The sequence below is a fragment of the Selenomonadales bacterium genome, from assembly GCA_018335585.1.
Classification (GTDB): domain Bacteria; phylum Bacillota; class UBA994; order UBA994; family UBA994; genus UBA994.
Window position 1 is genome coordinate 1 of the sequence record JAGXRZ010000012.1, and the last position, 25409, is coordinate 25409.

General features: G+C 55.8%; 30 protein-coding genes. 24 read left to right on the plus strand and 6 right to left on the minus strand.

Annotated elements, in window-relative coordinates; genetic code table 11:
* Positions 1–436: 436 nt before the first annotated feature.
* Complete coding sequence (locus KGZ66_01650) at positions 437–1210, minus strand: FMN-binding protein (protein MBS3984292.1); 774 nt, start codon at positions 1208–1210, stop codon at positions 437–439.
* Positions 1211–1494: 284 nt separating this feature from the next.
* Between KGZ66_01650 and KGZ66_01655 the strand changes: the two genes are divergently transcribed.
* Positions 1495–1701, plus strand: a complete 207-nt coding sequence (locus tag KGZ66_01655; protein ID MBS3984293.1) for a type II toxin-antitoxin system HicB family antitoxin — start codon at positions 1495–1497, stop codon at positions 1699–1701.
* Positions 1701–1922, plus strand: coding sequence for a type II toxin-antitoxin system HicA family toxin (locus tag KGZ66_01660; GenBank protein MBS3984294.1), 222 nt, complete (start codon positions 1701–1703; stop codon positions 1920–1922). The genes KGZ66_01655 and KGZ66_01660 overlap by 1 nt, the downstream gene beginning before the upstream one ends.
* A 52-nt stretch (positions 1923–1974) precedes the next feature.
* Here the strand turns inward: KGZ66_01660 and KGZ66_01665 are convergent, their stop codons facing one another.
* Positions 1975–3036, minus strand: a complete 1062-nt coding sequence (locus KGZ66_01665) for a GNAT family N-acetyltransferase (GenBank protein ID MBS3984295.1) — start codon at positions 3034–3036, stop codon at positions 1975–1977.
* Between the two features lie 238 nt (positions 3037–3274).
* On the opposite strand from KGZ66_01665, the gene KGZ66_01670 reads away from it, so the two are divergent.
* The 15 genes from KGZ66_01670 (at position 3275) to KGZ66_01740 (ending at position 16300) form a co-directional block, all read left to right on the plus strand.
* Complete coding sequence (locus KGZ66_01670; GenBank protein MBS3984296.1) at positions 3275–3646, plus strand: YlbF family regulator; 372 nt, start codon at positions 3275–3277, stop codon at positions 3644–3646.
* Complete coding sequence (gene ychF / locus KGZ66_01675; protein ID MBS3984297.1) at positions 3647–4735, plus strand: redox-regulated ATPase YchF; 1089 nt, start codon at positions 3647–3649, stop codon at positions 4733–4735.
* Positions 4736–4765: 30 nt separating this feature from the next.
* A complete protein-coding gene (gene nadE / locus KGZ66_01680) occupies positions 4766–5494 on the plus strand; it encodes an NAD(+) synthase (GenBank protein MBS3984298.1) in 729 nt (242 codons plus the stop codon).
* Between the two features lie 56 nt (positions 5495–5550).
* Positions 5551–6093: a BofC C-terminal domain-containing protein gene (locus KGZ66_01685; protein ID MBS3984299.1), complete on the plus strand. Its 543-nt coding sequence runs from the start codon at positions 5551–5553 to the stop codon at positions 6091–6093.
* Positions 6094–6144: 51 nt separating this feature from the next.
* The gene (ruvC, locus tag KGZ66_01690; GenBank protein MBS3984300.1) at positions 6145–6651 is read left to right on the plus strand and encodes a crossover junction endodeoxyribonuclease RuvC; all 507 of its coding nucleotides are present in this window, start codon (positions 6145–6147) and stop codon (positions 6649–6651) included.
* Positions 6644–7258, plus strand: a complete 615-nt coding sequence (gene ruvA, locus KGZ66_01695) for a Holliday junction branch migration protein RuvA (protein MBS3984301.1) — start codon at positions 6644–6646, stop codon at positions 7256–7258. Before ruvC ends, ruvA begins: the two co-directional genes overlap by 8 nt.
* 6 nt (positions 7259–7264) lie before the next feature.
* Complete coding sequence (gene ruvB / locus KGZ66_01700; GenBank protein ID MBS3984302.1) at positions 7265–8266, plus strand: Holliday junction branch migration DNA helicase RuvB; 1002 nt, start codon at positions 7265–7267, stop codon at positions 8264–8266.
* Positions 8267–8271: 5 nt separating this feature from the next.
* Positions 8272–8814, plus strand: coding sequence for an epoxyqueuosine reductase QueH (locus tag KGZ66_01705; GenBank protein MBS3984303.1), 543 nt, complete (start codon positions 8272–8274; stop codon positions 8812–8814).
* A gap of 197 nt (positions 8815–9011) precedes the next feature.
* Complete coding sequence (locus KGZ66_01710; protein ID MBS3984304.1) at positions 9012–10829, plus strand: SpoIID/LytB domain-containing protein; 1818 nt, start codon at positions 9012–9014, stop codon at positions 10827–10829.
* Positions 10830–10845: 16 nt separating this feature from the next.
* Entirely contained in the window at positions 10846–11874 is a 1029-nt protein-coding gene (gene queA, locus KGZ66_01715; protein ID MBS3984305.1) for a tRNA preQ1(34) S-adenosylmethionine ribosyltransferase-isomerase QueA, read from the plus strand.
* 11 nt (positions 11875–11885) lie between these two features.
* Positions 11886–13001 (plus strand): tRNA guanosine(34) transglycosylase Tgt, encoded by a 1116-nt coding sequence (gene tgt / locus KGZ66_01720; protein MBS3984306.1) that lies wholly within the window; start codon positions 11886–11888, stop codon positions 12999–13001.
* A gap of 29 nt (positions 13002–13030) precedes the next feature.
* Positions 13031–13492 carry a TIGR04086 family membrane protein gene (locus KGZ66_01725; protein MBS3984307.1) on the plus strand — a complete coding sequence of 154 codons (462 nt, stop codon included), beginning with the start codon at positions 13031–13033 and terminating at the stop codon, positions 13490–13492.
* 131 nt (positions 13493–13623) lie between these two features.
* Positions 13624–14949: a nodulation protein NfeD gene (locus KGZ66_01730; protein ID MBS3984308.1), complete on the plus strand. Its 1326-nt coding sequence runs from the start codon at positions 13624–13626 to the stop codon at positions 14947–14949.
* A 19-nt stretch (positions 14950–14968) separates the two neighbouring features.
* Positions 14969–15955, plus strand: coding sequence for a flotillin-like protein FloA (floA, locus tag KGZ66_01735; protein MBS3984309.1), 987 nt, complete (start codon positions 14969–14971; stop codon positions 15953–15955).
* A 24-nt stretch (positions 15956–15979) separates the two neighbouring features.
* A complete protein-coding gene (locus KGZ66_01740; GenBank protein ID MBS3984310.1) occupies positions 15980–16300 on the plus strand; it encodes a hypothetical protein in 321 nt (106 codons plus the stop codon).
* Here KGZ66_01740 and KGZ66_01745 read toward each other — a convergent pair.
* The 3 genes from KGZ66_01745 to KGZ66_01755 form a co-directional block, all read right to left on the minus strand.
* Entirely contained in the window at positions 16284–19406 is a 3123-nt protein-coding gene (locus tag KGZ66_01745; GenBank protein MBS3984311.1) for a DNA polymerase III subunit alpha, read from the minus strand. The two genes, KGZ66_01740 and KGZ66_01745, sit on opposite strands and share 17 nt — an antisense overlap.
* Positions 19406–19666 carry a hypothetical protein gene (locus KGZ66_01750; protein MBS3984312.1) on the minus strand — a complete coding sequence of 87 codons (261 nt, stop codon included), beginning with the start codon at positions 19664–19666 and terminating at the stop codon, positions 19406–19408. Before KGZ66_01750 ends, KGZ66_01745 begins: the two co-directional genes overlap by 1 nt.
* A gap of 94 nt (positions 19667–19760) precedes the next feature.
* Positions 19761–20993: a DUF1576 domain-containing protein gene (locus tag KGZ66_01755; GenBank protein ID MBS3984313.1), complete on the minus strand. Its 1233-nt coding sequence runs from the start codon at positions 20991–20993 to the stop codon at positions 19761–19763.
* Positions 20994–21146: 153 nt separating this feature from the next.
* Here KGZ66_01755 and scfA point away from each other — a divergent pair, with 153 nt between their 5' ends.
* Positions 21147–21290, plus strand: a complete 144-nt coding sequence (scfA, locus tag KGZ66_01760; GenBank protein MBS3984314.1) for a six-cysteine ranthipeptide SCIFF — start codon at positions 21147–21149, stop codon at positions 21288–21290.
* A gap of 8 nt (positions 21291–21298) precedes the next feature.
* On the plus strand, positions 21299–22654 hold the full coding sequence (gene scfB, locus KGZ66_01765) for a thioether cross-link-forming SCIFF peptide maturase (GenBank protein MBS3984315.1): 1356 nt from the start codon (positions 21299–21301) through the stop codon (positions 22652–22654).
* Here the strand turns inward: scfB and KGZ66_01770 are convergent.
* Positions 22638–23243 carry a hypothetical protein gene (locus tag KGZ66_01770; GenBank protein ID MBS3984316.1) on the minus strand — a complete coding sequence of 202 codons (606 nt, stop codon included), beginning with the start codon at positions 23241–23243 and terminating at the stop codon, positions 22638–22640. The two genes, scfB and KGZ66_01770, sit on opposite strands and share 17 nt — an antisense overlap.
* 15 nt (positions 23244–23258) lie before the next feature.
* On the opposite strand from KGZ66_01770, the gene KGZ66_01775 reads away from it, so the two are divergent.
* From KGZ66_01775 to KGZ66_01795, 5 genes are all read left to right on the plus strand, one after another.
* Positions 23259–23426: an alpha/beta-type small acid-soluble spore protein gene (locus KGZ66_01775; GenBank protein MBS3984317.1), complete on the plus strand. Its 168-nt coding sequence runs from the start codon at positions 23259–23261 to the stop codon at positions 23424–23426.
* 214 nt (positions 23427–23640) lie between these two features.
* The gene (locus KGZ66_01780; protein ID MBS3984318.1) at positions 23641–23862 is read left to right on the plus strand and encodes a DUF1659 domain-containing protein; all 222 of its coding nucleotides are present in this window, start codon (positions 23641–23643) and stop codon (positions 23860–23862) included.
* 57 nt (positions 23863–23919) lie between these two features.
* Complete coding sequence (locus KGZ66_01785; GenBank protein ID MBS3984319.1) at positions 23920–24135, plus strand: DUF2922 domain-containing protein; 216 nt, start codon at positions 23920–23922, stop codon at positions 24133–24135.
* Between the two features lie 61 nt (positions 24136–24196).
* On the plus strand, positions 24197–24667 hold the full coding sequence (locus KGZ66_01790; protein MBS3984320.1) for a phage holin family protein: 471 nt from the start codon (positions 24197–24199) through the stop codon (positions 24665–24667).
* A gap of 516 nt (positions 24668–25183) precedes the next feature.
* Positions 25184–25409 (plus strand): hypothetical protein (locus KGZ66_01795; protein MBS3984321.1); only part of this gene is annotated, 226 nt, incomplete at its 3' end.

Genomic DNA, 25409 nt, shown 5'->3' on the forward strand with positions numbered 1-25409 from the left:
CCCTCGCTTTTCCTGACCCTGTTACTGCAACGTACATGACAGCGAGCTCCTCGCGCGGCGTGCCAGTTCTATAGCTAATTATATCATCTTGGCTCTAAGTCCGCAACAAAATAACCGCACATAACAGGACAAATATTTTAGCAAATTCGAGGCATGCAAAAGCCCGAAAACCATTGCGTGACAACAGTCTCCGGGCTACCTTAGAAACGAATTAGGGGGCGTTTGTCCTGAAGTCAGGATCTTTCTCTATACTCGGATATAATCCTGCAAGTGCTAAACTGCTTTCCATGTTTCTGTCCCTCTGTTGCTTCCATGTCCCCTTTCCAAGAAGAACCGTCCCTTTTGTTCTCCTCTCTGTTTGCTCGCCTAGGGGAAGCAGCTCAAGAGGCTACCCAAAGGGGTAGCCTCTTGTCGGTAGGTAGATTCCTGTTGTTATCTAGCGTTTGGCTGAGTCTAGCGCGCGCTGTACAGCCTGCATGGAGTTGTTCGAGGTGCCGGTAGCGCCGGTAAATACGTCGACCTGGGCGCTGTTCTTGGCGACGAAGCGCTTCGGTAGTTCCACAATCGCTTCGTGATACGGCGCGAATGCGTAATCAGCGGGCTTGCGTTCAAAGATTACGTTGCCTGCGGCATCCTTACGGACTATCGCTCTGCCGTCCGGACCCATTACCACAGCACCTGCAGCGTCGCGCTCCTGCGCGGGGCGCGTTTCGTGGAGCACTACGCGGCTAATCTTGCCGTCGCTGATAGTGACCCAAGCGATGCCCCAGCCGCGCTCAGTACGGTCGCTGATGGCCATAAAAGTGCCATCCCACATGGTAGCGGCGGTAGTCTTGGTCTTGCGGGCCATCTGTGTGGCGCGGAGCACCGCTTGCTTTGCGCGGTTAGAGGAGCCGGTGGCTTGCGACACTACGTCGACATCCCAGCTGTTCTTCTCGACAAAGCGCTTAGGCATTTCGGCAAGGAAAGTATGGAACGGTGCATGGCCGTAGTTCGGGCCTTTTTCTAGGCCTAAGGCGTCGAACTCGGTAAGTTTAACAGCAGTGATCTTGTCTCGGGCGATGGTTACTTCGGCACGCACAAAACCGCGGTCCGTTGCATCCGAAACAGCGATAAAAGTACCGTCATTGTGAATCGCTTGCGGAGCACAGCCCGCAAGTGCTGCCACGGTCACTAGCGCGACGGCAGCTACTGCCAAGAATTTCTTCAAGTAAAAGTCCCCCCTGATATCAAGCTCGTGTAGCAACCTAGTTTCCGCTTGCCTACCCCAAGCGGGATGTCTGGCGGCTGCACTTTCATTATACTACGTTCTTTAACCAATAACAATTTCCTCCTAGTACAAAGATAACAACAAAAAAATTTAACTAAGGACACGACTCTGTGTTTCGCAACAGCCCTGCAGCGCGCTAGCTATTCTTGACAATCCCCGTCTCGCAAAATAAACTCTTCTTACAGAGACGAATAAGCATTATCATGTAGAGGTGGTGACGAAAGATGAAGTTCAACGTGATTCTTGATCGCGACGAAGATGGCGTATGGATTGTGCAGTGCCCATCTATTCCCGGGTGTGTCAGTCAGGGCAAGACGAAAGACGAAGCACTCACCAATATTCGAGAAGCAATTGCACTGTGTCTTGAAGTCCGATCAGAAAAAGGAATGCCACTCACCGTTGAGACGAGGCAGGTAGAGGTCATTGCCTAATGGCCTCACTTCCGGTTCTTAGCGGGGAAGAAGCTGTGCGTGTGTTTAAGGCCCTCGGGTGGGGCATTGCTCGGCAACGGGGTAGTCACATAATTATGACAAAAGAAGGAGAGATCGCCACCTTGTCAGTTCCAGATCACAAAGAACTGGCAAAGGGAACATTGCGCAAACTCCTTCGTGATGCTAATCTGACAGTCGACGAGTTTGTCGACGCGATATGAAAACTTTGTTTTTTCTTCTCTCTGTGCTCTCTGTGTCTGAACGCTAACTCGACTAGCACAGCTTCTTGGACATCTCGATCCAAGCACATGCCGGCGTAAAGCCATATTTCAAGTACAGACGGTAAGCCGCTCTGCTCTCTGCAGGTGTCGTGCACAGCTCGATTTCATCGAAGCCGCGCTCGGCCAGATATGCTAGGGCCGAGTGCACTAGATAAGCCCCAATTCCTTGGCGGCGGTGCCTCTTTGCTACCTCTAGGTCACATATGGCAGCTTTCCCGCGCTGCCGCATAGCATACCAAGCGATGTGCCCCATCACATGGTAGTCTTCCCGTGCCACCAGTACATTAAGCGCGTAGTTCGGCTGACCAAATTCTTCTGCCGCGGTCGCTCCATACCAATCGTAATTGTTCTGCCAGCACTCCGCTCCCTGCAAGAAAACAAAAGGGACGGTTCTTTTTGTTTTGGCGCGTACTTGATCCCCTATGTTTCCACGAAGAACCGTCCCCCCTGTTTCACGAAGAACCGTCCCCCCTGTTTCAAGAACCGTCCCCCTTGTTTCTCTCGGTTCTCCTCCGTGTTCTCTGTGCCGCTGTGGTGAATCTATACCTCCGTTTATCACCTTGGTCATGGTCAGATGCTTGCGGCGCAGGCGAAAGCCTCGTTCCCTAAGAAACGCAAGCAGCTTTTCGTCAGTCTCTACGGGCTCCATCATTTCGGTAGTTCCCCACAGTGGCTGAAAGCGACCCTCGAGGGCGGAGTAAAGTGGCGTATAGGGCGAACCTATGGTGACATGCGCGGCTTTCTCTAAGTACCGCTCGCTAGCCGTCAGAAGTAGCGGCCACACGTAGCTTTCATCGCCCGGCCGTGACAGAAGAAAGGGCAGGTACCCCTTTTCTGTGTCAGCATCGTAGAGCGCGTGCGTTGCTCCGAGCAGTGTGCCGTCGTCGTTTTTCGCTAACAGCAGACCAGCGCTGGCGTACGCCGGGTTGCGGCCCCACAATGCCTGCAGCGATTGCTCTGTAACAGGCGTGAAATTGCGTTTGTCACGGCAAGCGATGTTCATGAGCTCCGCTAAGCTTGCGCCATCACGCGCTGTTCCTGCGACTATCTGCATTTCGTATGTTCACACTCCCTCCGCCAGACTGAGAAACAAAAGGGACGGTTCTTTTTGTTTCAGGCACGGTAGACTTAGGTTTCCACGAAGAACCGTCCCCTTTGTTCCAGTCTTGCACATTCTCTTGCCGAGGACGCTTCATAAGAAATCATGTTTCAGCTCTGTCCCGCGCCTCAGCGCGCGACAAGTGCACGTCCTTAGTATATAATAACCTCTAGAATTACAGGAGGTGGTCAGTGTGCTCATCCATGATATAGCCCATGAGTTAGCACGCGCTCTCAGGAGCGCGCCGGAGTATCAAGCGCTGTTGACGGCCCAAAACAAACTGACGAGCGACATTCAGTCGCTAGAGATGTTTAAGGATTACCGCAAGAAAGAGATTGCCTTCCAGACAGCAATAATGTCGGGGCGGCAAGTTGACGAAGCTGAGAGGAAATCTCTGCAGACGCTCGCGGAAATCATCAATCTCAACAGCCACGTGCGCGACTATATGCACGCGGAAGCACGCTTTGGGGTTATATTCTCAGACGTGCAGCGGATTATCGGCGACGCCGTGAAAGAAGTCAGTGCACTCTACAAAGAAGACGAAGGGGAAGGCGGTTCTAACTAGATGCCATCATGCGGAATTATTGGGTTGCCCATGGTGGGCAAAACCACCGTGTTCAACCTACTTACTGGCACGCGCAAAGAGACCAGTAAGTTCTTCACGGGAAAGACAGAATCTAACCAAGGGTTAGCCGCAGTGAGGGACAGGCGTGTCGACTTTCTCGCTAATCTTTATCGGCCTCGCAAGACCACCTATGCGCAGATTGAGTTTGTCGATGTTCCGGGGTTAGTGCGCGGCGCATCCGAGGGTTTAGGAGTCGGCAACACCTTTTTAGACGGCATACGGCAGGTAGACGCTCTCGTGCATGTGGTGCGCGCCTTTGCCGCCGACTTAGAGCATGTGGAAGGCAGCGTCGACCCGCTCCGCGATGTCCATACGATTGCCTATGAGCTGTTGATGGCAGATGTATCCTTTGTGGACAAGCGTCTTTCGCGCTTAAACGAAGGCAAAAAACGCTCTGCCCAAACGGAGCAGGAGATCGAGCTGCTGACGCGAATCTTAACACATCTAGAGTCCGAGCAGCCGTTTTCCACTTTCGCCCTCCTGCCGGAGGAAGAGAAGCTGCTTACCAGTTACACCTTTCTAACCGGAAAACCCCTGATTATGGTCGTGAACTTAGACGACGAGCAGTTTGTCACCGGCACTTATCCGCGCAAAGAAGAACTGCAGAGTTACGCAGAGGAGCGGGGACTACCGCTCCTAGAGATGAGCGCTAACACGGAGCTTGAAGTTTCCGAGCTAGACGGCCCGGAAAGAGATGAGTTTCTCGCGGAGCTAAAGCTTGACGTCCCAGGTATAGACCGCGTGGCGCGCGCTAGTTACCAGGTGTTAGGTCTAATTTCGTTCTTCACCGTAGGCGAAGACGAAGTGCGAGCTTGGACCGTGCGCGCAGGTACGACCGCTAAGCAAGCGGCAGGGAAGATTCATTCCGACTTAGAGCGGGGCTTTATCCGCGCTGAAGTCATGCGGTATGCTGATTTAGAAAGCTACGGCAGCGCGGTTAAGCTAAAAGAAAAAGGATTGGTTTCCCTAGAAGGCAAGGACTATATCGTAAGCGACGGAGACATTTGCAGCATAAGATTTAATGTGTAGACAGCAAGCCGCCTACAAGGGAGGTTTCTCATGGAAGCAGGAGTCTTAGCGCGCAAGATGGCCGCCTGGATTTCGCAACAGGTGCGCGCCGCCAACATGAACGGGGTAGTGTTTGGCTTAAGCGGAGGACTCGATTCGGCGGTAGTCGCGGGGCTGGCTAAGCTTGCCCTGCCGGATGGTGCCCTTGGCGTAATCTTACCCATACACTCAGACCCACTAGACCGCGAGCACGCGCTGCTGGTAGCTAGAACCTTCGACCTTAAAGTCCTCGACGTAGACTTATCTACGGCCTACGACGCTTTCCAGAGTGCCGTATCCATGCCTCTCGCGGGCGGCGATGCACCGCGCCTGGCACTCGCTAACATCAAACCGCGCTTACGCATGGCGGCCCTCTACTTCTATGCTAGCCTGCACTCGGCCCTAGTGCTAGGCACGGGGAACCTAAGCGAGTACACCGTAGGCTACTTCACTAAGCATGGCGACGGGGGTGTAGACCTGATGCCGCTCGCCTCGCTCGTTAAAGCCCAAGTCAGGGAGTTAGCCGTGTACCTTGAAGTGCCCCAAGTAATCTTGGACAAACCGCCCACGGCCGGCCTCTGGGCAAACCAGACTGATGAGGCTGAAATGGGCGTTACCTATGCCGAGCTCGACCAGTACATCTTGACGGGCGAAGCCGAACCACATGTTAAAGAACGAGTAGACCACTTAGCGGCCATCAGCGCGCACAAGAAGCGGTTGCCGCCTACGCCTAAGCTGTAACGCTGCTGTATATTACCGGGCACGGGAGACATCCTACCGACAAGGAGGATGTCTTTGTGTCTAGAAAGTGGTGGTTGCTTGGTGCGGGGGCGCTACTTGTGCTGGTGTGCGCCGCGATGCTTTATGCCTTTTTGACCAGACCTTTGCCCCCACAGGCCAAGCCGCCGGATGAAAATGGGCTCGCCGACGCAGGCGACTTAGCGGAGGCGCTCCTAACCTACCGCCTGCGTTTTGCCTGCGGGCATTACTACTCCCATTCCCCTAAGGACGGTCTAGCCGGCCTGCTCCGCTACTTTGACCTTACAGCAGGGGATATCGTCTGGGAGGATGCCGATATAGCCACGTCCGCGACTGGCGTCATGCGACAAGGCACGGTCACCGCGCTGTGTCCGGCGTGTCGGCCGCAGTACTTTGCCGGCGTTCAGGACGGCTATGTCGCCATCTACTACGGTGCCCCCAGTCAAGGCGCACCTCTTAAACAGCTGACCGCGGTGCGGGTAGAGCTCTTGCCCCGGGACTTTCAGGCTAGCCTACAGCGCGGTATTCCCATCCGCGATGACCACGCTTTGATGCTGTTTCTTGAGGGAATAGAATACTAAAAAGAAGGAAAGCCTGCCGCCATCACGAACTGATGTTCAGGGAGTGATGGCATGATTATTCTCGGCATAGATCCCGGCATCGGTTTGACAGGTTACGGCGTAGTAGAAGAAAGGGGGAGCGGAGCCCTGCTCTTAGAGCATGGCGCTATTCGCACGCCTGTGCACGCGCCCCTGCCGGAGCGACTTAAGCTAATCTTCCACGGACTCGATGCGCTCTGTCGCCGCTTCACCCTCGATTGTGTCGCGGTAGAGCAGCTGTTCTTTAACACTAACGTAACGACCGCACTTTCCGTAGGGCAGGCAAGGGGTGTCGCCATACTCGTGGCGGCGGAGCACAACTTAGAGGTCGTGGAGTACACGCCGCTACAGGTCAAGCAGGCTGTTACAGGCTATGGCCGCGCGGATAAAGCACAGGTGCAGCGCATGGTGCAGTCTCTACTTGGCCTAAAGGACATCATTCGCCCCGACGACGCGGCCGATGCGGTGGCTATTTGCCTTTGTCATCTGCAGTCCTACCGCTATCAACGCGCCGTGCGGAAGGGAGAGCAGCATGTATAGCTATATTTCCGGTGTTCTTAAACATAAAGCAGCCCAAGCGGCAATCGTCGATAACTCCGGCATCGGCTACAGGATTTTTACTACCGCTCGCGTGTTGGCCGAGCTACCTCTTGACGAACATGTTACCTTATATACATACATGCACGTGCGGGAGGACGAACTCTCGCTCTACGGCTTCCCCGACGCCGAGGGAGTGGCGCTGTTTGAAGCGCTGCTTGGCGTTTCCGGCATTGGGCCTAAGCTCGCGCTTAGCCTATGTGCAGCCGGCAGTACGATGACCGTTTACGGCGCGCTCGTGACGGGCGATGTGGCGTGGCTCACCAAAGTGCCCGGTGTCGGCCGCAAAACCGCGGAGCGCCTGGTGTTGGAACTAAAAGACAAGATGGCGCGCCACATGGCGCTCGCTCCTGGCACTACCGATGCCTTGCCCGACGGTGCCGCAGTTCACGGGGTGGATGTGCAGGCGAGTGCGGCGCTTAGGGGTCTAGGGTATGCAGAGCAGGAATATGCGCCGCACTTAAAGCAGGCACTTGCGCTACTGGGACATCACGCAACGGTGGAAGCGGTGCTGCGGGCCGTGCTAAAAACACTTGCGCAGGGGAGATAACAGAGGATGGAAAGAAGGATTATCAGCGCCCAGGCGGAAGTTGCCGAGGACGCGCTAGATACTAGTCTCCGCCCTAAGTACCTAAAAGAGTACATCGGCCAAGCCAAGGCCAAGGAAAACCTAGAGGTGTTTATCGAGGCAGCCAAGCGGCGAAAAGAACCGCTTGACCACTGTTTGCTCTATGGCCCGCCTGGACTTGGCAAGACGACGCTAGCCGGTGTAATTGCCAACGAACTAGGCGTGCAGCTTCGCGTAACCTCTGGCCCGGCGATTGAGCGCCCGGGCGACGCGGCCGCCATCCTCACCAATCTGGCCGAAAACGACTGCCTGTTTATCGACGAGATCCACCGCTTAAGTCGCGCCGTAGAGGAAGTGCTGTATCCGGCCATGGAAGACTTCGCGCTAGATATCGTCATCGGCAAGGGGCCAAGCGCGCGCAGCATTCGCCTAGATTTACCGAAGTTTACTTTAATAGGCGCAACGACCCGCGCCGGCGCGCTCACCTCGCCGCTACGCGACCGCTTCGGCGTCATCTGCCGCCTGGAGTTTTATACGACGGCTGAGCTCGAACAAATCGTCCGCCGCTCCGCGCGTATCCTTGCGGTGCCGGTAGAGCCACGCGGGGCGGCGGAGCTGGCACGCCGTGCGCGCGGCACGCCCCGCGTCGTGAACAGGTTGCTGCGTCGGGTGCGCGATTTTGCCGAGGTGCGCGGTGAAGGCGAGATAACCGCTCCGCTCGCGGACAGAGCTCTAGACATGCTCGAAGTCGATGCGCTAGGCCTAGACGCAGTTGACCGCAAACTCCTCGAGGCTTTGCTCGTTAAGTTCGACGGCGGCCCGGTCGGGCTCGAAACCATGGCCGCAGCCATTAGCGAAGCCCCTGAGACGATTGAGGACGTGATTGAGCCTTTCCTGCTGCAGCTAGGCTTCCTGCAGCGGACACCGCGCGGCCGTCTGGCCTCGCGTTTAGCCTACGAGCATATGAATCTGCCCTGGAACAGGGAGTGACTGGTATGCGCATACTCCTGCACACCTGCTGCGGCCCCTGTGCAACTTATGTGACGCAGCACTTGCGCGACGAAGGCCACGCCGTCACGGGATTCTTTTATAACCCTAACATCCATCCCTACGAGGAATATCTGCGGCGGCTTGAGGCTGCCCGCACTTGGGCCGAGGGCGTCGGGGTCCCTTTGCTGCTTGATGAGTCCTACGACGTGCCAGCATGGATTAAAGAGGTAGGCTCATCATTATCTGACCGGTGTCGCGCCTGCTATCACTTGCGCTTGATAAAGACTGCCGAACGGGCTAAAGCCCAAGGGTACGACGCTTTCTCGACCACGCTGCTCATTAGCCCCTACCAAAAACACGCCGAACTAGTGGCTGTCGCCGAAGCCGTAGCCCTGCATGTCGGCATCCCCTTTTATTACCGGGATTTCCGCCCGCACTTTAACGCTACCTTCGCCCCCGCGCGCGCCCTCGGTCTCTACCGCCAGAACTACTGCGGTTGCTTGTTAAGCGCATACGAGCGCCAGACGCGCCCCAAACGCCAGAAATAGAGGAGAAGGAGCGAACTGTGTCGAAGTAGGCGGTGGGGCAATCGTGAATCATGAATCGTGAATCGTGAACTGCGGGGATGGGCCCCTGTCCTACTGGGCACTAGGCACTGTGCACTGGGCACCCCCTCTACCAGGAGCCAGGAGCCAGGAGCCAAGAGCCAGCAGCCCCTTTAAAACTCGGTGCGAGGTGACAACTAATGCACAGAAGTAACATCAGAGCAGCAGCACTAGTCGCTATCCTGTGCGTCAGCCTAGCCCTGCCGCTTTTTTTGTTTCACCGCGCTACCTTTGCCGACGGTTTTCCGCTAGACATCTATATGTTTCGCATTGGCCTTCACCACGGGGCTAATGCTCTCCCTGCCGTGCGCCTAAATGCGGCGACGCGCGTGGAGTTTGGCCTAACCGCGACTGACGGCGCGGTGATTCCGCTCTTAGCCGATGAAAGCGGCGCATGGCAAATCCAACGCGAAGCTGTCCGCTTGGCGGTAGGCCCTTTTAACGACCACGCGGCTGCCGCGCAAGCGTTGTCTAGGTGGCCGACAAACAGCGGCCCGGCCTATATTTTGCGCGAGGGCGCCGGGTTTGTGGTAGTCGGAGGCTTGTTTGCTTCAGTTGATCAAGCTGTGCAGCACCTTCCCCACCTATCCGCCGCCGGCCTAAACGGCATCACGGTGCGGGGTATGCTTTCGCTTGTTTCGCCTCCCTTTTCCGCTATTGAAGAGGCAGAAATCATTCGCGAGCGGTTAGCGGTGGCCGGCCTCGTGGGCAGGCTCCACTTTGACGGCGCTTGGCGCGTAGCAGTAGGCTATGCCACGGATACTACCTTAATCGACTCGGTGCGGGGAGCCTTAGCTCTCGCTACGCCGGAGCTGGTATGGGAAACTCTCCCCGGCGACTTCAGGCGCATGCACGTGATTAGTCAAGACGGGAGACTCTTGTTTGTTTACGCTAACTTGTCTGGACTCATACTGCGCGCACAGACGAGCGGAGCTTTTATGAGTGTGGAAGGGCGGCAGCACCGTGGCGTTTTTGAGTTTACGCTAAACCATTCAAACCGATTTATGGTCGTTAGTCTTATGCATGTAGATGATTACCTTAAAGGCGTAGTGCCGCGAGAAATGCCCGCGAGTTGGCATCTAGAAGCGCTCAAAGCTCAGGCGGTTGTGGCGCGCACGTACGCTTATGCCAACCGCAATAAGCACGCTGCTTTGGGCTTTGACCTGTGTCACTTAAGCACGTGTTGCCAGGCCTACGGCGGGGTCGAGTGGGAACACCCAAACTCGAATCAAGCCGTCGACGAGACGCGCGGCGTCGTCGCCCTCTTTAACGGCCGACCCGCCTCTACTTTTTATCACTCCGACAGCGGCGGACATACCGAAAATGTAGAGAACGTCTGGACAAGGGCAATCCCATATCTAATTGGCGTACCGGATCCGTTTGGCGCATTAGCGGGTTCTACGCAGGCTAGATGGGAACGCGAGCTTACCCAAGCGCAAATGCGGGAGATTGCGCGTTTTAACGGCACAGATGTAGGCGACGTTCTCGCGCTCCAAGTGGAGAGCCGTTTCCCTTCAGGGCGCGTGTCGAATCTGACGATAATCGGCACGGCGGGCCGCCTGTCACTTACGCGCCAGCAGCCTAGACTGCCGGACGGCAGCGCCGGCCTGTTTGCGTTGCGCTCCACTATGTATACGGTTACGGGCCGCGCGGCCCCCGTGGCAGTGCAGAGCGCGCATGGGACGTCTAGCCTGCCCGGGCTGCACGGCGCGCATGTGGCGACGGCCACCGGTGTGCAGCCTGTGCCTCTAGCGCGAGAGCACACCGTGCGCAGCGCAAGCGCGAACAGCACTATCAGTTCGGCACCTAGTAGTTTTGCCTTTGTCGGCAGCGGTTGGGGGCACGGCGTAGGCATGAGCCAATGGGGCGCGCGCGGTATGGCGGAACACGGGCATAACTACCGCCAAATCTTGGAACATTACTATCGCGGCATTTTGCTAGCCGATATACCGCATTAGTGAAGGGAGTGCGACCGTGAAACTTAGCGATTTTGATTTCTCTCTGCCGCCCGAACTCATAGCGCAGCATCCGCTGCCGGAGAGGGCGGCTTCCCGTTTGCTGGTGCTACATAAAGATAACGGGGCGATAGAACACCGCCGCTTTTCCGAGGTCTTAAGCTACCTAACCCCGGGCGATGTCCTAGTGCTTAACGACACTAAGGTCTTGCCGGCTCGCCTGCTCGGGCGAAAGCGCAGTACCGGCGCAGTCATTGAAGTGGTGCTGCTCAAGACGCTGTCAGACGGCTACGAATGGGAAGTATTGGCGCGCCCGGGCAAGCGCCTGCGTGTAGGTACAGAGGTTGAGTTTGGCGACGGTGAAATGACGGCTGTCGTCCTCGGCGACACCGCTGCAGGCGGAAAAGTCCTGCGCTTTAACGTAGAGGGCGACTTCTACGCCGCGCTTGACCGCCTCGGAGAAATGCCGCTTCCCCCCTACATTAAGACGCAACTCGCGGATAAAGAAAGGTATCAGACCGTTTACTCCAAGAACCTCGGCTCGGCGGCCGCCCCTACGGCGGGGCTGCATTTTACTACAGGCTTGCTTGACGAGATAAGAGACAAGGGCATAGAAATTGTCTTCCTGACGCTGCACATCGGCCTTGGCACATTTAGGCCCGTGCAAGTGGATGACATTGCCGAGCACAAAATGCATAGCGAGTACTTTGAGGTAAAACCGGATACCGCTCTGGCTATCAACAGAGCGCGGGAGCGAGGCAACAAGGTGGTCGTCGTGGGTACAACGCCGCTCCGCACCCTAGAGACTATTGCCGACGACAAAGGGTTCGTACCGGCATCTTTAGGCTGGACGGACATCTTTATCTACCCCGGGCATCACTTTCGCGCCGTTGACGGCCTAATCACTAATTTTCACCTGCCAAAGTCAACCTTAATTATGCTTGTCGCGGCACTTGCCGGCAGAGAGAATGTGTTAAACGCCTACCAAGCTGCCATTGCGGAGCGTTATCGGTTCTTCTCCTTTGGCGATGCCATGCTAATTATCTAGGAGTGAAGCATTTGGCCATTAAGTTTAAACTAGAGAAAACCTGCCGGCAGACCGGGGCGCGGCTCGGCGTCCTCACTACCCCGCATGGGAGCTTTAACACACCTGTCTTTATGCCGGTCGGCACCCAAGCCACCGTCAAGACGCTTACCCCGGCGCAACTTACCGCCCTAGGTGCAGAAATAATTTTAAGCAACACCTACCACCTCTTCTTAAGGCCCGGCCACACCTTGGTGGAAAGGGCGGGGGGACTGCATCGCTTTATGCAGTGGCCGGGAAGTATTCTCACCGACAGCGGCGGCTTTCAGGTTTTCTCTCTGAACGAGCTGCGAAAGATTACGGAAGAGGGCGTGGAGTTTAGGTCGCACCTCGACGGTTCGCGGCAGTTTTTAAGCCCCGATCTGGCGACACAGGTGCAGAACGCCCTCGGCGCAGACATTATTATGTGCTTTGACGAATGCACGCCTTATCCGGCGGACTACGCTTACGCCAAGAACTCACTGGAGCGCACCATACGTTGGGCCGAGCGCTGCAGCAAAGCCCACGCGAAGCCTAGCGAGCAAGCTCTCTTTGGCATTATTCAGGGCGGGATGTATAAGGACTTGCGGGCCGATAGCGTTAGAGCCATGGTAGAGCTCGACTTTCCGGGCTACGCGCTAGGCGGCCTAAGCGTAGGGGAACCAAAGCCCTTAATGTACGAAGTGCTGGAGAGCACCGTGCCACTCATGCCAAAAGACAAGCCGCGCTACCTGATGGGTGTAGGCAGCGCAGACTGCTTGGTAGAGGGCGTCCTCCGCGGCATCGATATGTTTGACTGCGTCTTGCCCACGCGCGTCGCCCGTAACGGCACGGCCCTGACGGCAGACGGCAAAGTTGTGGTGCGCAATGCCACCTATGCGGAAGACTTTGCGCCCATTGAAGCCGGGTGCGACTGCTATACCTGCCAACACTTTAGCCGGGCCTACGTACGCCATTTAATTAAAGCCGAGGAAGTCCTAGGGCTTACGCTTATCTCGATACACAACCTGCGCTTCCTGCTGCGCCTGATGGCCGACCTGCGCCAAGCAATTAAGGACGACAGAAGCGGCGACTTCGCCCGCGAAGTTCTATCGCGCCTGCTTAGGACATAGGGTATACCACAGCTCTAAGGAGGTGGGGTATGGAAGCAAAAGGGACGGAGCTTTTTGCTTCACGGCGCGGTTCTTCGCGCCGTAAACTAAGTCAGGATACTGCGTCAGCTGGGCCTTTGCTGGAGCCGCGCGCTCTGCTTCGTGGCACCCTTTCCGCCTTTATCTTATCGCTCGTGCTTTTCGCGGTTGTGAGCGCCGTAGTGACATATACCGCCTTGACCGACGAGCATTTGCCGCTTATAGCTACTGTTACCGGCGTCTTTAGTGTCTTGTGGGGTGGGTTTACTGCCGGCGGCAGCGCGCACCGCGCCGCTCTTATCCACGGCGGGATAGTCGGTTTGTTATACGGTCTCCTCGTGCTCTTGCTCGGCAGATTGGTCTTGGCTGAGCCCGCAGCTGCGCTCGCGCTATGGCGGATAGCCGGCGCAGTAATCTGTGGCGCGGTTGGGGCGACGCTTGCGCCACGGCCCAGACTGCGACGTAAGCCATAACCCGGGGTCGCCCGGGTTATTTCTTGGCCGATGAAACACACGTGCCCATATCTCGTAGTATAGATATGGGCTATTTAATTTGTGACCCATTTGCTATACAATGGTAACAAGACACTTGGGGGAGGTGCTCCATGAAAGTTAAAGCGACTAAGGCGCTTATGGCAGGTCTTGTAACCGTGCTGTTGCTGCCTTACCTCCTTATGTTCCCGCTGCCGGCGGAGGCCGAGACGGAGGTAGTGTTTGCTATCCCCGTAAGCGGCATCGTCGACGCGAGTATGTTGCGCTACTTGCAGCGGGCTTTCGCCGAGGCGGAGGGCGCAAATGCTCGAGCCATCATCCTCGAAATCGACACGCCGGGGGGGCTGTTGTCGGCGGCGTTTGACATTAGCGACCTTATCCACGATTCACGCGTGCCGGTCTACGCGTACATTCGCTATAACGCTTTGTCCGCTGGCGCATTCCTCGCGCTCTCGGCGCAAAAGATGTATATGGCGCCGGGCAGTGTAATTGGCGCAGCCGAACCGCGGCGCATGGACGGCCAGGCCGCCGACGAAAAGACGCTCTCCGCCTGGGAAGCGCGTATGCGTTCCGTGACCGAGCGGCAGGGCAAGGACCCGGAAATCGCGGCCGCGATGGTGCGTATGTCTATTGTTATTCCCAATCTAGACGCTGAAGACACCCTGTTGACCTTAACCTACACCCAAGCGCAGGAAATAGGCTTTATAGACGGGGTATTTGGCCATTTGCACGACCTCTTAGCTGAGCTGGGCCTAGCCACCGCCGAGTTGCGTTCCGTGCCCAAGGCCCCGGCCGAACTGCTGGCGCGTTTTCTCACCGACCCGGTCGTTGCTACACTTCTGCTCGGAATTGGGATGGCTGCGCTTGCTATCGCCATGTCCACCGGCGAGTTTGTTTTGACGGGTGGCATCGGGTTGCTTGCTTTTGCGCTGTTCTTTGGCGGTCATATCTTCGCAGGTCTTGCGGGAAGGGAGGTTATCGTGATATTCGTAGCCGGTTTATTGCTGTTAGTAATCGAAGCGTTCATTCCAAGCTTTGGCATCATTGGCCTAAGCGGCACTGCAGCCGTGTTTACGGCGGTAGCGTGGTCGGCGCTTGACACTGGGCAAGGCGTGCGCATGATTCTTGTGGCCCTTGGAGTAGCAGTATTGCTCTTCTTGCTGGGCATTCGACTGATTCGACGTTCCCCGGTATGGTCGCAAATCATACTCAGGTATGCGGAAACGAAAGACCGCGGCTACGTCGCTCCTAGCGATGAGGCTAGCCTCGTAGGTTCTGTCGGCATCGCCATTACCACCCTTCGCCCCGCCGGCATTGCCGACATCTTGGGCAAGCGCATGGACGTAGTCAGCGACGGGGCTTTTATTGAAGCCGGTGTTGCTGTTGTCGTCGTAAAAACCGAGGGCACCCGCATCGTAGTTCGTCCGAAAGACAAATAAAGGAGGTAGACAAATGCCGATCATTCCCGAAACTCTGTTTCTCCTGGCGCTAATCTTCTTCGGTGTCTCTATTTTCTTAAGCTTTGTGCCGCTAGGTCTTTGGATTGCCGCGCTGGCCGCAGGTGTGCCAGTAGGTATTGTGACGCTTATCGGAATGCGCCTTAGGCGTGTGCCTCCGGCGCGTATTGTCAACGCGCTGATTAAGTCAAACAAAGCCGGGCTGGGGCTAGACGTCAATAAGCTGGAGGCACATTTCCTCGCCGGTGGCAACGTAGACCGCGTCGTCAACGCACTCATTGCGGCGCAGCGGGCGGGCATCGACATCGGCTTTGAGCGCACGGCGGCGATTGACCTAGCCGGACGCGACGTGTTGCAGGCCGTGCAGGTCAGTGTGAACCCCAAAGTAATCGAAACCCCAGTGGTATCGGCGGTTGCTAAGAATGGCATCGAAGTGCGTGCCAAAGCTCGCGTCACCGTACGGGCTAATCTTAGCCGTCTGGTGGGCGGAGCAGGAGAAGAGACGATTATTGCCCGTGTAGGCGAGGGAATCGTCACGACGATTGGCTCAGCTGAAACACACAAGGAAGTCCTCGAGAACCCAGACAAGATTTCACGCACGGTGCTTAACAAGGGCCTTGATTCCGGAACCGCCTACGAGATTCTCTCGATAGATATTGCCGATGTTGACGTTGGTAAGAATATCGGCGCGCAGCTGCAGACCGACCAAGCTGAAGCCGACAAGCGCATTGCCCAAGCAAAAGCGGAAGAGCGGCGCGCCATGGCAGTAGCGCGAGAGCAAGAAATGCTAGCCGCCGTGCAGGAGATGCGCGCTAAAGTTGTGGCCGCAGAAGCGGAAGTACCCCTAGCCATGGCTGACGCGCTGAGGGCAGGTAGGCTTGGTGTACTGGATTATCTCAACATGCAAAACATCAAGTCGGATACCGAGATGCGGCAGTCTATCGGCAAACCTGAGAGCACTAAGTGCAGTGACCAGGAAAAGGGTTAAAGAAACGGCGAGGAGTAGACAACGATGGGCATGAAACCAGAGTACTACCCTAGGAACTATGGCCCTACTAGGCCGCGGCGAACACAACCCGCAGTCGAACAAAAGAGAGAACCCATCCCCGCACCGCCTGCTTGGCAGCCCGTAGCGCCCGTTGCGCAGCAGATGGCTGCGTCTTCGCCGGACATGCCGCCTGTGAGGGTAGCGCGCCCCGCTGTCGCTATCGACCAGCAAGCCGCGCGCCTTGGCGTCGTCTGGGCCGAAATCCTCGGCGCTCCCCGCGCCCGCCGCCCGTGGGAAGCAAAAGGGACGGAGCCTTTTGCTTCACGGCTCAAACCTTCCCCCTAATCGCTTCGCGTAAATCCAGCACTCTAAGAGCGGTGATGCTTGCTCCGCACACACCTGTTTTGCGAAGCGTCCCCTCGACAAGCAGTAAGGTGGACGTAAGCGCATAACGCGCGTACTTTTCCTGTGCTGACGCAAACACGGCGACATCGATAAGTCCGGTGTGGTCTTCCATGGTCAAGAAAATAACTCTTTGCTTGCTGCGCGTTGGCGGGGTTTGTCGCGAGACAATCATCCCCGCCGCGCGCACTTTTGTGCCGTGCGGAAGTTCGTCTAACTCTCTGCTCGTGGTTATTTTGAGACTGCTAAAATACGTGGCGAAGAGTGCTAGGGGATGAGCGGTATAACAAAGGCCGGTAGTATTAAGCTCGCCCCATAGACGCTCCTTTAAGCTGACTGCTAGGCCTGTTTCGTCGTTTTTGCCATAGCCGTTATCTTGCTCCGCGTAGCCTGCCGCCTCCTCACCGACTAGCAGCCTTTCGCTCCAAGCGTGCCCTGCCTCGCGGCGGCGGTCGCCAGCAAAATGCGCAAGTAACGTCTGGGTTAGCTTAGACCGCGGCCCAAACCTATCTAGCGCTCCCGCCTCCCGCAATTTTTCCCACACGGCTAAAGGAAACGGCAGGCCCTCCAGGGCGTCGCTGAATGTTGACCAAGTAGCGGCCTCCCTGCGTGTCTCTAGGCAGTGATAGTGCTCCCTTGTTAACGCCGCTATATGCTTAAGCCCTACGCGGATAGCGCCGTCTTCGACGGTAGAGTCGAAGCTGCTCTGCAGAATATCAAGCGGAAGTATTTTAATACCCATAACCCTTGCTTCATTTAGGATAACGCGTGCCGGGTAGTACCCCATGGGCTGGTGATTGAGCAGGCTAGCCAAGAAATGCGCGGGATAATGCGCCTTAAGGTAAGCAGTGTGATAAGCAGTCAACCCAAAAGTAGCCGCATGGGCCTTGTTAAAGCCGTAAGCGGCAAAAGCAGAGAGCTGCGCAAATACCTGCTCGGTAACTTCCGCATCGATGCCGCGCGCTTGACAGCCGTGTCTAAAATCTTGGCGGATGCGTTCCATTTGCTCCGGCGGACAGTGCCGCGTCATGGCTCGCCGCAGGAGGTCTGCCTGCCCGAGCGTAAACCCGGCCATTACTGCCGCGACCTGCAGCACTTGTTCTTGGTAGATGATTACGCCATAAGTCTCACCCAAAATAGGCGCCAGGCAGGGGTGAGCAAATTTTACGGCCTCTACCCCGTGACGGCGCGCAATAAACGGGCTAACCATGTCGGCCTGCATAGGGCCGGGGCGAAAAAGGGCAATGTTGGCTAAGACGTCGGCGAACTGCGTAGGCTGCAGTCGGCCCAAGAGCTCGCGCATGCCGGGGCTCTCTAGCTGAAATACGCCGACCGTGCGGGTGCTTCGCAGCAGTTCATAGGTCTTGGCGTCGTCAAGCGGCAAAGATTCCAGACAAAGCTCTGTACCCTCTGCGCGTAAGGAGTCGACGGTACTTTGCATTGCGGAGAGAATCCTAAGCCCGAGCAAGTCCATTTTGACTAAGCCTAGGGCCTCGATATCGTCTTTGTCGTATTGGGTGATAATAACGCCCTTAGCGCTCCACTGCAGTGGCACTAGGTCTGTCAGAGCATCGCGGCTTACTACCACCCCGCCTAAGTGCACGCTTAAGTGACGCGGTGCGCCGTCTAAGTCCGCGCAGATGTCTAGTATCTCTTGGTAGAGTTTGCCTCGCGGGAAGTTTTTCAGCTCAGGCAAGGTGTCGATGGCCTTGCGTATATTACTTGCTGCCGTATGCGGCATAAGTTTTGCCAGGCGGTCGATTTCCGCCGGCGGGAGAGCGAGGGCTTTGGCCACTTCGCGCAAGGCGCTGCGGGCATTAAAGGTATTAACCGTGCCGACCATGGCTACCTTGTCGGCGGCATAGCGATGGTAGACGTAGGCCAAGACTTCATCGCGGCGCGCAGAGTCAAAATCTATGTCAATATCGGGCATGCCCTGTCGCTCTGGGTTTAAAAAGCGTTCAAAGAGCAAGGCGTGGGCCACAGGGTCAACCGACGTCATCCCGAGCACATAGGCAACTAACGAGTCGGCGGCTGAGCCGCGCCCCGCGCAGCGAATCCCCTCGCGGCGCGCAAAGTTCACGATATCCCACATTACCAAAAAGTACTCGACAAAGCCTAGCTGCTTAATCACCGCGAGCTCATATTCTAACCGTTCCGCCGGCAGTGCTGTGTTTGGGTAGCGCTCCCTTGCACCCTCAAACGCAAGCTCGCGCAAGTAGGAAAACCCGTCTTGGCCGGGTGGGAGCGAAAAATAGGGGAAGTGATACTGCCCAAGCGGCAGCTTGAGGTTACATTGCTCGGCAATTACTAGGGTATTGGCGATAGCTTCAGGGTAGTGGGCAAAAACTTCGCGCATCTGCTGTGCGCTTTTAAAATACCGCTCTGCGTTTGGGTGACGCGCGCTACTTTGGTGCAGTATCGTAGTGTTTTCACCCATGGCTGTAAGCACATCGCGACTGCGGTGTTCGCGGGCATGCAGAAAATGCACATTATTCGTGGCGACAAGCGGTAAGTTGAACTCCGCGGCGTAAGAAGCAAGGCGCCGCATAACAGCCGAACTCGCCGGAGTCAGGTTGTTTTCTAGTTCCACATACAGCCGCAAAGGGAAGATGTCGCGCAAGTCGCCTAAAAAAGCTTTGGCCAAAGCGGATGTAGCCTGCGCGAATTTGGAGTGATTGCAGCCGGTCAGGCAAATTACGCCTGCGCTGTGTGAGGCCATCTGCGTCAGCTTAGCCTTTGGTTCTTTGCCGGGGTCGCCTAGGTGCATTGCCGTTACCAAGCGGCAAAGGTTGCTGTAGCCGCTAAGGTCTACGGCTAGCAACACTAAGTGCTGCCCTGTGTCAAGCGTTACCTCGCACCCGACAATGGGTTTTACCCCTGTCTCGCGGCAGGCCTTATAGAATCGCACGGCGCCGGCTAACGTGTTGTGGTCGGTTATGGCTACGGCAGGCATCTCACACTCCGCTGCCTTTTTAGCTAAGGCTTGCGGCGAGGGCGTTGCATCCTTAAAGCTAAAGTGCGAATGAACGTGGAGATGGGCAAACATCAGTCAAGTACCTTAAACAAAAACCACTTCTTCTTTTGCCCTTCGCAATAGAGTTCAAAAACGCCGCTGCCGCCGAAGCTACTTTGCGCCGACACTACGTTATGCCGCCGGTGAGCCGGCTGCTTTTGCCACCACCCGCTGTTTACCGTCCAAGTGCCGATTACTTTTTGCACTTTATAAAGCCTACCGCGCCAGATAAAAGCGTGAAGCTTTTCCTGTGCGCAGTAGGCCAGTACCGGTTCGTTATATTTCTTGGACATGTGCACGTGCCCCCAAACATACGTTCGTAGTAAAACATATGATAGCAGGGCTGTGTGTATTCCGCAAGAAGCAAAAAGCTCCGTCCCTTTTGCTTCAGTTTTTCGCGGGGGTTAAAGCGCGGATTAGCGCAATCATGATAGTCGCGACAAGGCCGCCGGCCAGACCGTTATTGTAGAGGTTCATTCCCCCGTGCATTACCCCGACGTGCATTACCGTGTTTAAGTGCAAGAAACCTGCCGCCAAACCAACTAAAGGACCGAAACTACCGGCCATAGGAGCGAGGGTGGTGCCAAAGAGAGCCGCTAACTGCGGGGCGGGCTGTGCTGCGTCGGGCACTAGGATTAAACAAGCAACCCATACACCGGCCATCACAGGCAGGGAGTTTTTTAGATGCTTGCCGAAAGCGGCAAACCCTACTATCGTGAGCACGCCTCCTAGTGTGGGGCCGTTGACGTCTCCACCGACTAACCACAAGTACAATAGACTCATTAAACCCATGAGGCCCATATTAATAAATGTAGTAGCGAAACCCGTAAGCGCCGTAAAATCGCTGACGAGAACTCCGCTCTGCTTATGAATCTCCCCGACTCCGTGCCATGTCCCCTGCAGGAGCAGGCCTAAGAGAATCATCGAGACAAAATAGACGCCGAAAGCCAATGACATAGCCGCTGTGTGCTCCGTGCTCCAGTGCATTACCGGCACGGAAGTATGGCCGACGGCCCTGAGCATAGACATGGCCAACGTGCCGAGGATTCCGGCCGTAAACCCGATGTTATACAGGTTGTGGCCCTGATGATTAGGCAAGAGGTGCGTAGCTAGCGCCGGCATAACAAACCCTGCCGCCAAACCCGCCGCCAGGCCCGTGAAGAGCGGCAACTCAAAGCCAAACGCCACCTGACTCACGAGCGGCGCAATGGCTGTCCCAAACATAGCCGCGCCCAAATACGTCTTAAAAGGAACTTGCTTAGCGCGACTAAAGAGGTATACACCGGCGATAATCGGCAGGACGTTAAGCGGATTTTTGCCAAACAAAGCGAAGCCCGCCATAGTAAAGATGCCGGCGATACTGCTCCCCGCGAGGGATGCCCCGCTGAACGCTACTAGAGCGAGTCCAATCAGCCCGACTAGCCCGGCGTTAACGAGTGCCGCGCCGGGTCCCCCAATCACCATATAGTCGCTAAGCAAAAGGCTAGGAGACCGAAGTATTTGCCCCAGACCCTCTGCCAAATTCTCGCTACCAGGCCAAAAAAGTCCCATTGCTATGAGTGCCACCAGATAAAAGAGCATTATGCCTTGCCAAGTACGCTGTGCTCCCGAGTGCTGCAACTTTCGCTTCCTCCGAACTATATCGTTTATTTACTGCCTTCCCGATTTTATTTGCCTTAGTTTTGTTTGTCAACCATCGCTGCCACCGCGCTACGTGTGTTCTGCGGGCGGGGGATGTGGTACAATCAAGTGAAACTTATGGGGGTGTTAGCTATGAACAAGCACATTAAAGTGATCGCCCGCGGGACAATTAAATCTACCGCCGCGCAAAAAGCTTGCAAGGAATGCCAGACGTCTTGCCAGTCCGCGTGTAAGACCTCTTGCACCGTCGGCAATCAGGTTTGCCAAAACCGTTAAGTCCTAAGATGCATGTCTTTAAGTTTAGAGGCAAGACTTTAGCGCTTGACCCTATTACCGGCACGCTGCTAGAGGTAGATGAGGTAGCCGGAGAGGTGCTAAAGCTTTGGCCTGACCACACCAGAGAGGAAATCAGCGCGGCTCTCTCCGCGCGTTTTTCTTTGCCCGAGCTGACACAAGCCCTGGCCGAAGCAGAAGAACTGACAGCCGCAGGCCTAATCGATACCGAAATGCCGCCGGAACCCACGCCGACCGAAGACCACTCGGCAGAGGTAAAGGCCTTGTGCCTGCATGTCGCCCACGACTGCAACCTGCGCTGTCGCTACTGCTTTGCCGGCACAGGCGATTTCGGCTTTGAGCGCGCGTTAATGGACGTAACCACCGGCCGGGCGGCCATCGACTTTCTGCTTGCGTCGTCAGGCTCAAGGCGGCATCTCGAAGTGGATTTTTTCGGCGGGGAGCCGCTGCTTAATTTCCCTGTGGTGCGCGAAGTCGTCGCCTACGGCGAAGCACAGGCAGAAAAGTTTGGCAAGGTCATCCGGTTTACGTTGACGACAAACGCGACGTTGCTCGATGAGGATGTCGTCAAGTTTCTCGACGAAAAACAAATGGCCGTCGTTCTCAGCTTAGACGGGCGCGAAGATGTAAACGACCAAATGCGACCCTATGCCTGCGGCACGGGGAGCTACCACACGGTTAGTCAAGCCGTGCAGGAGTTTGCCCGGTACCGCGGCGGGAAAAACTACTATGTGCGAGGCACTTACACCGCGCACAACCTTAATTTTACCTTAGACGTCGCGCACCTCTACGACCTAGGCTTGCGCGAAATCTCGCTGGAGCCCGTCGTAGGCGGGGCAGGTGAGCCTTACGCTCTGACGCGCGAACACTTAGCTACTCTGTGCTTAGAGTACGAGCGCCTAGCCGAGTTTTACCTGGCCAAGCAGGACGAAGGAGCACCTTTTAACTTCTTTCACTTTAACCTAGCGACTTACGGCGGGCCTTGCTTTGGCAAACGCGTCAGCGGGTGTGGGGCGGGATGCGATTACCTAGCCGTAACTCCCGCCGGCGATTTATACCCCTGTCACCAGTTCGTAGGGCAAGATAAGTTTGCCATGGGCACGGTTTTTGCCGGCGTAACCGCGCCTAACCTAGCGCAGGAGTTTAATCGGGCCAACATTTACCACAAACCTGAATGCCTGCGCTGTTGGGCCAAGTTATTTTGCAGCGGGGGTTGTCACGCCCACGCCTATCACAGCAACGGCACCTTTTTGCAGCCGGACGCGCTACACTGCGAGCTGCAGAAGAAGCGCATAGAATGTGCGCTAGGCATCAGCGCCGTCACCACATCTAGGAATGCTCAGTGACGCGCTCCACCGCGCGGTGTCCGAGGCCAACCGCTACGTCATGCAGGTCCATCAAACCAATGCCAATTAGTACCGCAACGGCCAAATTTTCGTTGCAGTAGGCGATGCCTATCTTGCCCGCTATGTTTAGTCCCACGGCTTTTGGCATTACCTGTGCGAGTGCTTCGCGCGTAGCGCCGACGACGGCGCCCGAGTCGACAAACGAACCACAGATAATGCCATCTGATTTGGAAATTTCTAGAGCAGAGGCAATCCACTGTTGAATCGAGGGGATAAAGTCGCCGGAAATAGAAAATGCGGTAGCGGTAATGCCGGAGCGTCGAAATCCCATTTTTGCGCTGGTTTCTTCGCTCTTGCTTTGCGTTAAACTAATGGCGAGCGCCGCGCGTGCGACGTCAATGCTTTTTATGCTAGAAATGGCGATTACCCCCTTAGTATAACTTCTTTTGCCACAGCTAATAATAGAAGTTTGCCCAAAATGTTGCCTACATCTCCTGCGCCGTTTAGGGCAACCTAAACACGAAAGGAGTTGATAAGCGTGGCTAAAGGCAGCGCGCAAATTGGGCGGAAGGTAGTGCCCGAAGCTCATAAGGCTCTTGACAACATGAAATATGAAATAGCGGCCGAGCTTGGGATTCCGGTTCATCAAGGTAGCGAGGATTACTGGGGACACGTTTCTTCACGCGACTGTGGTGCAGTAGGCGGACACATGGTCCGCAAGATGATCGAAATGGCGGAACGGTCGCTAGTTAACAAACAGGGCACGTACTAGAGAGAGAGGGCGCAAGCCCTCTTTTTTTGTTTGCTTTCTCTTATCCTAAAGGCCACTTTGCCAGAACTCAAGCCTTTTTGTCGGATATGCCGTTGTTTTTACCTAGAAAGTAGCCGTACTTGCCGCAAACTCGCGCTTCGCGCCATTTGCTACCGCCTAGTATGCTATGTGCAGTGGTCGGCCGACCAAAGCCAAAGAAGGGGAGGTGAAATAAATGGCTATGCGTGAAAATCAGCCGTCTAGGCTCCGCGTCAGTGTACAAACCGGTCTCGCGCCCGACGGCACGCCCGTGCTCCGTCACCGTACTTACAACCGCATGAACGATGCCTTAACCGATGCTAGCGTGCTAACGATTGGAAATGCCCTCGGCAGCCTGCAGAAGCATCCCGTGGTGTACATCCACCGCATTGACGAGGCGAGAGTGTTGCCTCTCTAGACGTGAACCTAGTCGTCCCCAAAAAAGTCCACAAGAAACCGTGAAAGGAGGTTCACTATGAACAAGACTTTGCAGATGGTGTTTGTCAATGAGCTCGGCAGAAACGTAACCATTTCGGTCGTAGACCCGCGCGATGACTTAACTGCGCAGCAGGTGTCGGCGGTAATGTCCGATATCTTGACTCACAATGCCTTTGTATCTCTGGGCGGTCGGCTCGTTACCGCTGCCGAGGCGCGTGTCGTCAGCCGCGGCGTAGAGCAAATCCTAGGCTAGGCACAAAGCGGAGGGGGCTAAGCGGCCCTCTCCGCACTATATATGAGGAAGGAGTGGAAATATGCATCTTTACACAGTCTGGGTTGACGCGCTTGAGCAGCGGTGGGTGAGGCTTCTCTCTCTACTCTCGGCCGGTTTCTACTACTTAGTCGAACCGGACGCAGCTTTTTTGGCCGTGTTGATTGCCGTGTTGCTTGACCTCATCACCAAACTGGTAAGCATTGTCGTTAACTACGGGGGAGTTACAGCAGCCATGCGCGGCGGATACCTCTCGAGTCAGAAAGCGTTTACGGGGACCTTCGTTAAGCTTATTGCTTATTTCACGCTTGGTATCCTCGCGGCGCAGGTGCAACATATCGCCAATCTGGAAGTAGCGTCGGCCCTCAGCAAGACTGTGGTCTTTAGCTTTCTCTTCACAGTTGAGTCCGTTAGCATTCTTGAAAACCTCGTGGCGGCTGGCCTCACCGAGCTAAAGGTTTTGCTGGAGACGTTGCGCAAAACAGGGCAAAAAGCAGGCCGCAACAGGGAGTAATTACCTGCCGACGCGACAGCAAGTGAGAAATCGGCCGAAAGAACATTCCTCGTTGAGCTTACATGAGAAACACAGACTATTTCCCGCTGCGGCGGGTTTTTTGCTGTGCATAAGTATCTGCTATTATAATTGTGTAACAATTTTAGAGGGACGGAGGAGTGTCTCAGAGGGACGGAGGAGCGCGACATGCTTCCCTCAGGCCGCCTATGGCACGTCCGCGGACGTGCGAAACGCACGTCCCTACAGAGTTTCTGTCGCCTCCTGCTTTCTGCCAGCGAGAGATGTCCATGTTTTCGCCCAGTCTGCTTTTCCTCTGCGACGACATTGTCGCTCTCCTCCGTCCCTCTGCGACACTCCTCCGTCCCCAAAAAATTTTTAAGTTTTTCTCAGGGCAGAGAAGGAATTCAGGTGCTTGACGTGAATATTGTTTTAGTAAGCTAGGCTTGCCTTCGCAAGCTACGCATAAGAGTTTCTGTGCCTGTGCGCAGAAAGAGAAAGACTTGAGGAGGTGAAAAAATGGAACTAGTTAAGGGTAACATCTTTGGTTTCTATGCGCTGATCGTCGCTTCCTTGGTGGTAGTAATCGTCGTGTGGGTAGCTAAGCGGGGAACATTCATTCCCACGCTGCGCCGTATCGCCGGTCTTGACGCTATGGAGGAAGCTATCGGCCGCGCCACCGAAATGGGCCGACCTGTTCACTTCTCTCCCGGTATCGCCGACATCACCGGCGACACCGTGCCCC

What these genes read in the sequence shown, in the direction of transcription:
- KGZ66_01655 (MBS3984293.1), top strand. Translation starts at nt 1,495, where the DNA reads ATGAAGTTCAACGTGATTCTTGATCGCGACGAAGATGGCGTATGGATT.
- KGZ66_01660 (MBS3984294.1), top strand. Translation starts at nt 1,701, where the DNA reads ATGGCCTCACTTCCGGTTCTTAGCGGGGAAGAAGCTGTGCGTGTGTTT.
- KGZ66_01665 (MBS3984295.1), bottom strand. Translation starts at nt 3,036, where the DNA reads ATGCAGATAGTCGCAGGAACAGCGCGTGATGGCGCAAGCTTAGCGGAG.
- ychF (MBS3984297.1), top strand. Translation starts at nt 3,647, where the DNA reads ATGCCATCATGCGGAATTATTGGGTTGCCCATGGTGGGCAAAACCACC.
- nadE (MBS3984298.1), top strand. Translation starts at nt 4,766, where the DNA reads ATGGAAGCAGGAGTCTTAGCGCGCAAGATGGCCGCCTGGATTTCGCAA.
- ruvC (MBS3984300.1), top strand. Translation starts at nt 6,145, where the DNA reads ATGATTATTCTCGGCATAGATCCCGGCATCGGTTTGACAGGTTACGGC.
- ruvA (MBS3984301.1), top strand. Translation starts at nt 6,644, where the DNA reads ATGTATAGCTATATTTCCGGTGTTCTTAAACATAAAGCAGCCCAAGCG.
- ruvB (MBS3984302.1), top strand. Translation starts at nt 7,265, where the DNA reads ATGGAAAGAAGGATTATCAGCGCCCAGGCGGAAGTTGCCGAGGACGCG.
- KGZ66_01705 (MBS3984303.1), top strand. Translation starts at nt 8,272, where the DNA reads ATGCGCATACTCCTGCACACCTGCTGCGGCCCCTGTGCAACTTATGTG.
- KGZ66_01710 (MBS3984304.1), top strand. Translation starts at nt 9,012, where the DNA reads ATGCACAGAAGTAACATCAGAGCAGCAGCACTAGTCGCTATCCTGTGC.
- KGZ66_01725 (MBS3984307.1), top strand. Translation starts at nt 13,031, where the DNA reads ATGGAAGCAAAAGGGACGGAGCTTTTTGCTTCACGGCGCGGTTCTTCG.
- KGZ66_01730 (MBS3984308.1), top strand. Translation starts at nt 13,624, where the DNA reads ATGAAAGTTAAAGCGACTAAGGCGCTTATGGCAGGTCTTGTAACCGTG.
- KGZ66_01740 (MBS3984310.1), top strand. Translation starts at nt 15,980, where the DNA reads ATGGGCATGAAACCAGAGTACTACCCTAGGAACTATGGCCCTACTAGG.
- KGZ66_01745 (MBS3984311.1), bottom strand. Translation starts at nt 19,406, where the DNA reads ATGTTTGCCCATCTCCACGTTCATTCGCACTTTAGCTTTAAGGATGCA.
- KGZ66_01750 (MBS3984312.1), bottom strand. Translation starts at nt 19,666, where the DNA reads ATGTCCAAGAAATATAACGAACCGGTACTGGCCTACTGCGCACAGGAA.
- scfA (MBS3984314.1), top strand. Translation starts at nt 21,147, where the DNA reads ATGAACAAGCACATTAAAGTGATCGCCCGCGGGACAATTAAATCTACC.
- scfB (MBS3984315.1), top strand. Translation starts at nt 21,299, where the DNA reads ATGCATGTCTTTAAGTTTAGAGGCAAGACTTTAGCGCTTGACCCTATT.
- KGZ66_01770 (MBS3984316.1), bottom strand. Translation starts at nt 23,243, where the DNA reads ATGAGCTTCGGGCACTACCTTCCGCCCAATTTGCGCGCTGCCTTTAGC.
- KGZ66_01775 (MBS3984317.1), top strand. Translation starts at nt 23,259, where the DNA reads ATGAAATATGAAATAGCGGCCGAGCTTGGGATTCCGGTTCATCAAGGT.
- KGZ66_01780 (MBS3984318.1), top strand. Translation starts at nt 23,641, where the DNA reads ATGGCTATGCGTGAAAATCAGCCGTCTAGGCTCCGCGTCAGTGTACAA.
- KGZ66_01785 (MBS3984319.1), top strand. Translation starts at nt 23,920, where the DNA reads ATGAACAAGACTTTGCAGATGGTGTTTGTCAATGAGCTCGGCAGAAAC.
- KGZ66_01790 (MBS3984320.1), top strand. Translation starts at nt 24,197, where the DNA reads ATGCATCTTTACACAGTCTGGGTTGACGCGCTTGAGCAGCGGTGGGTG.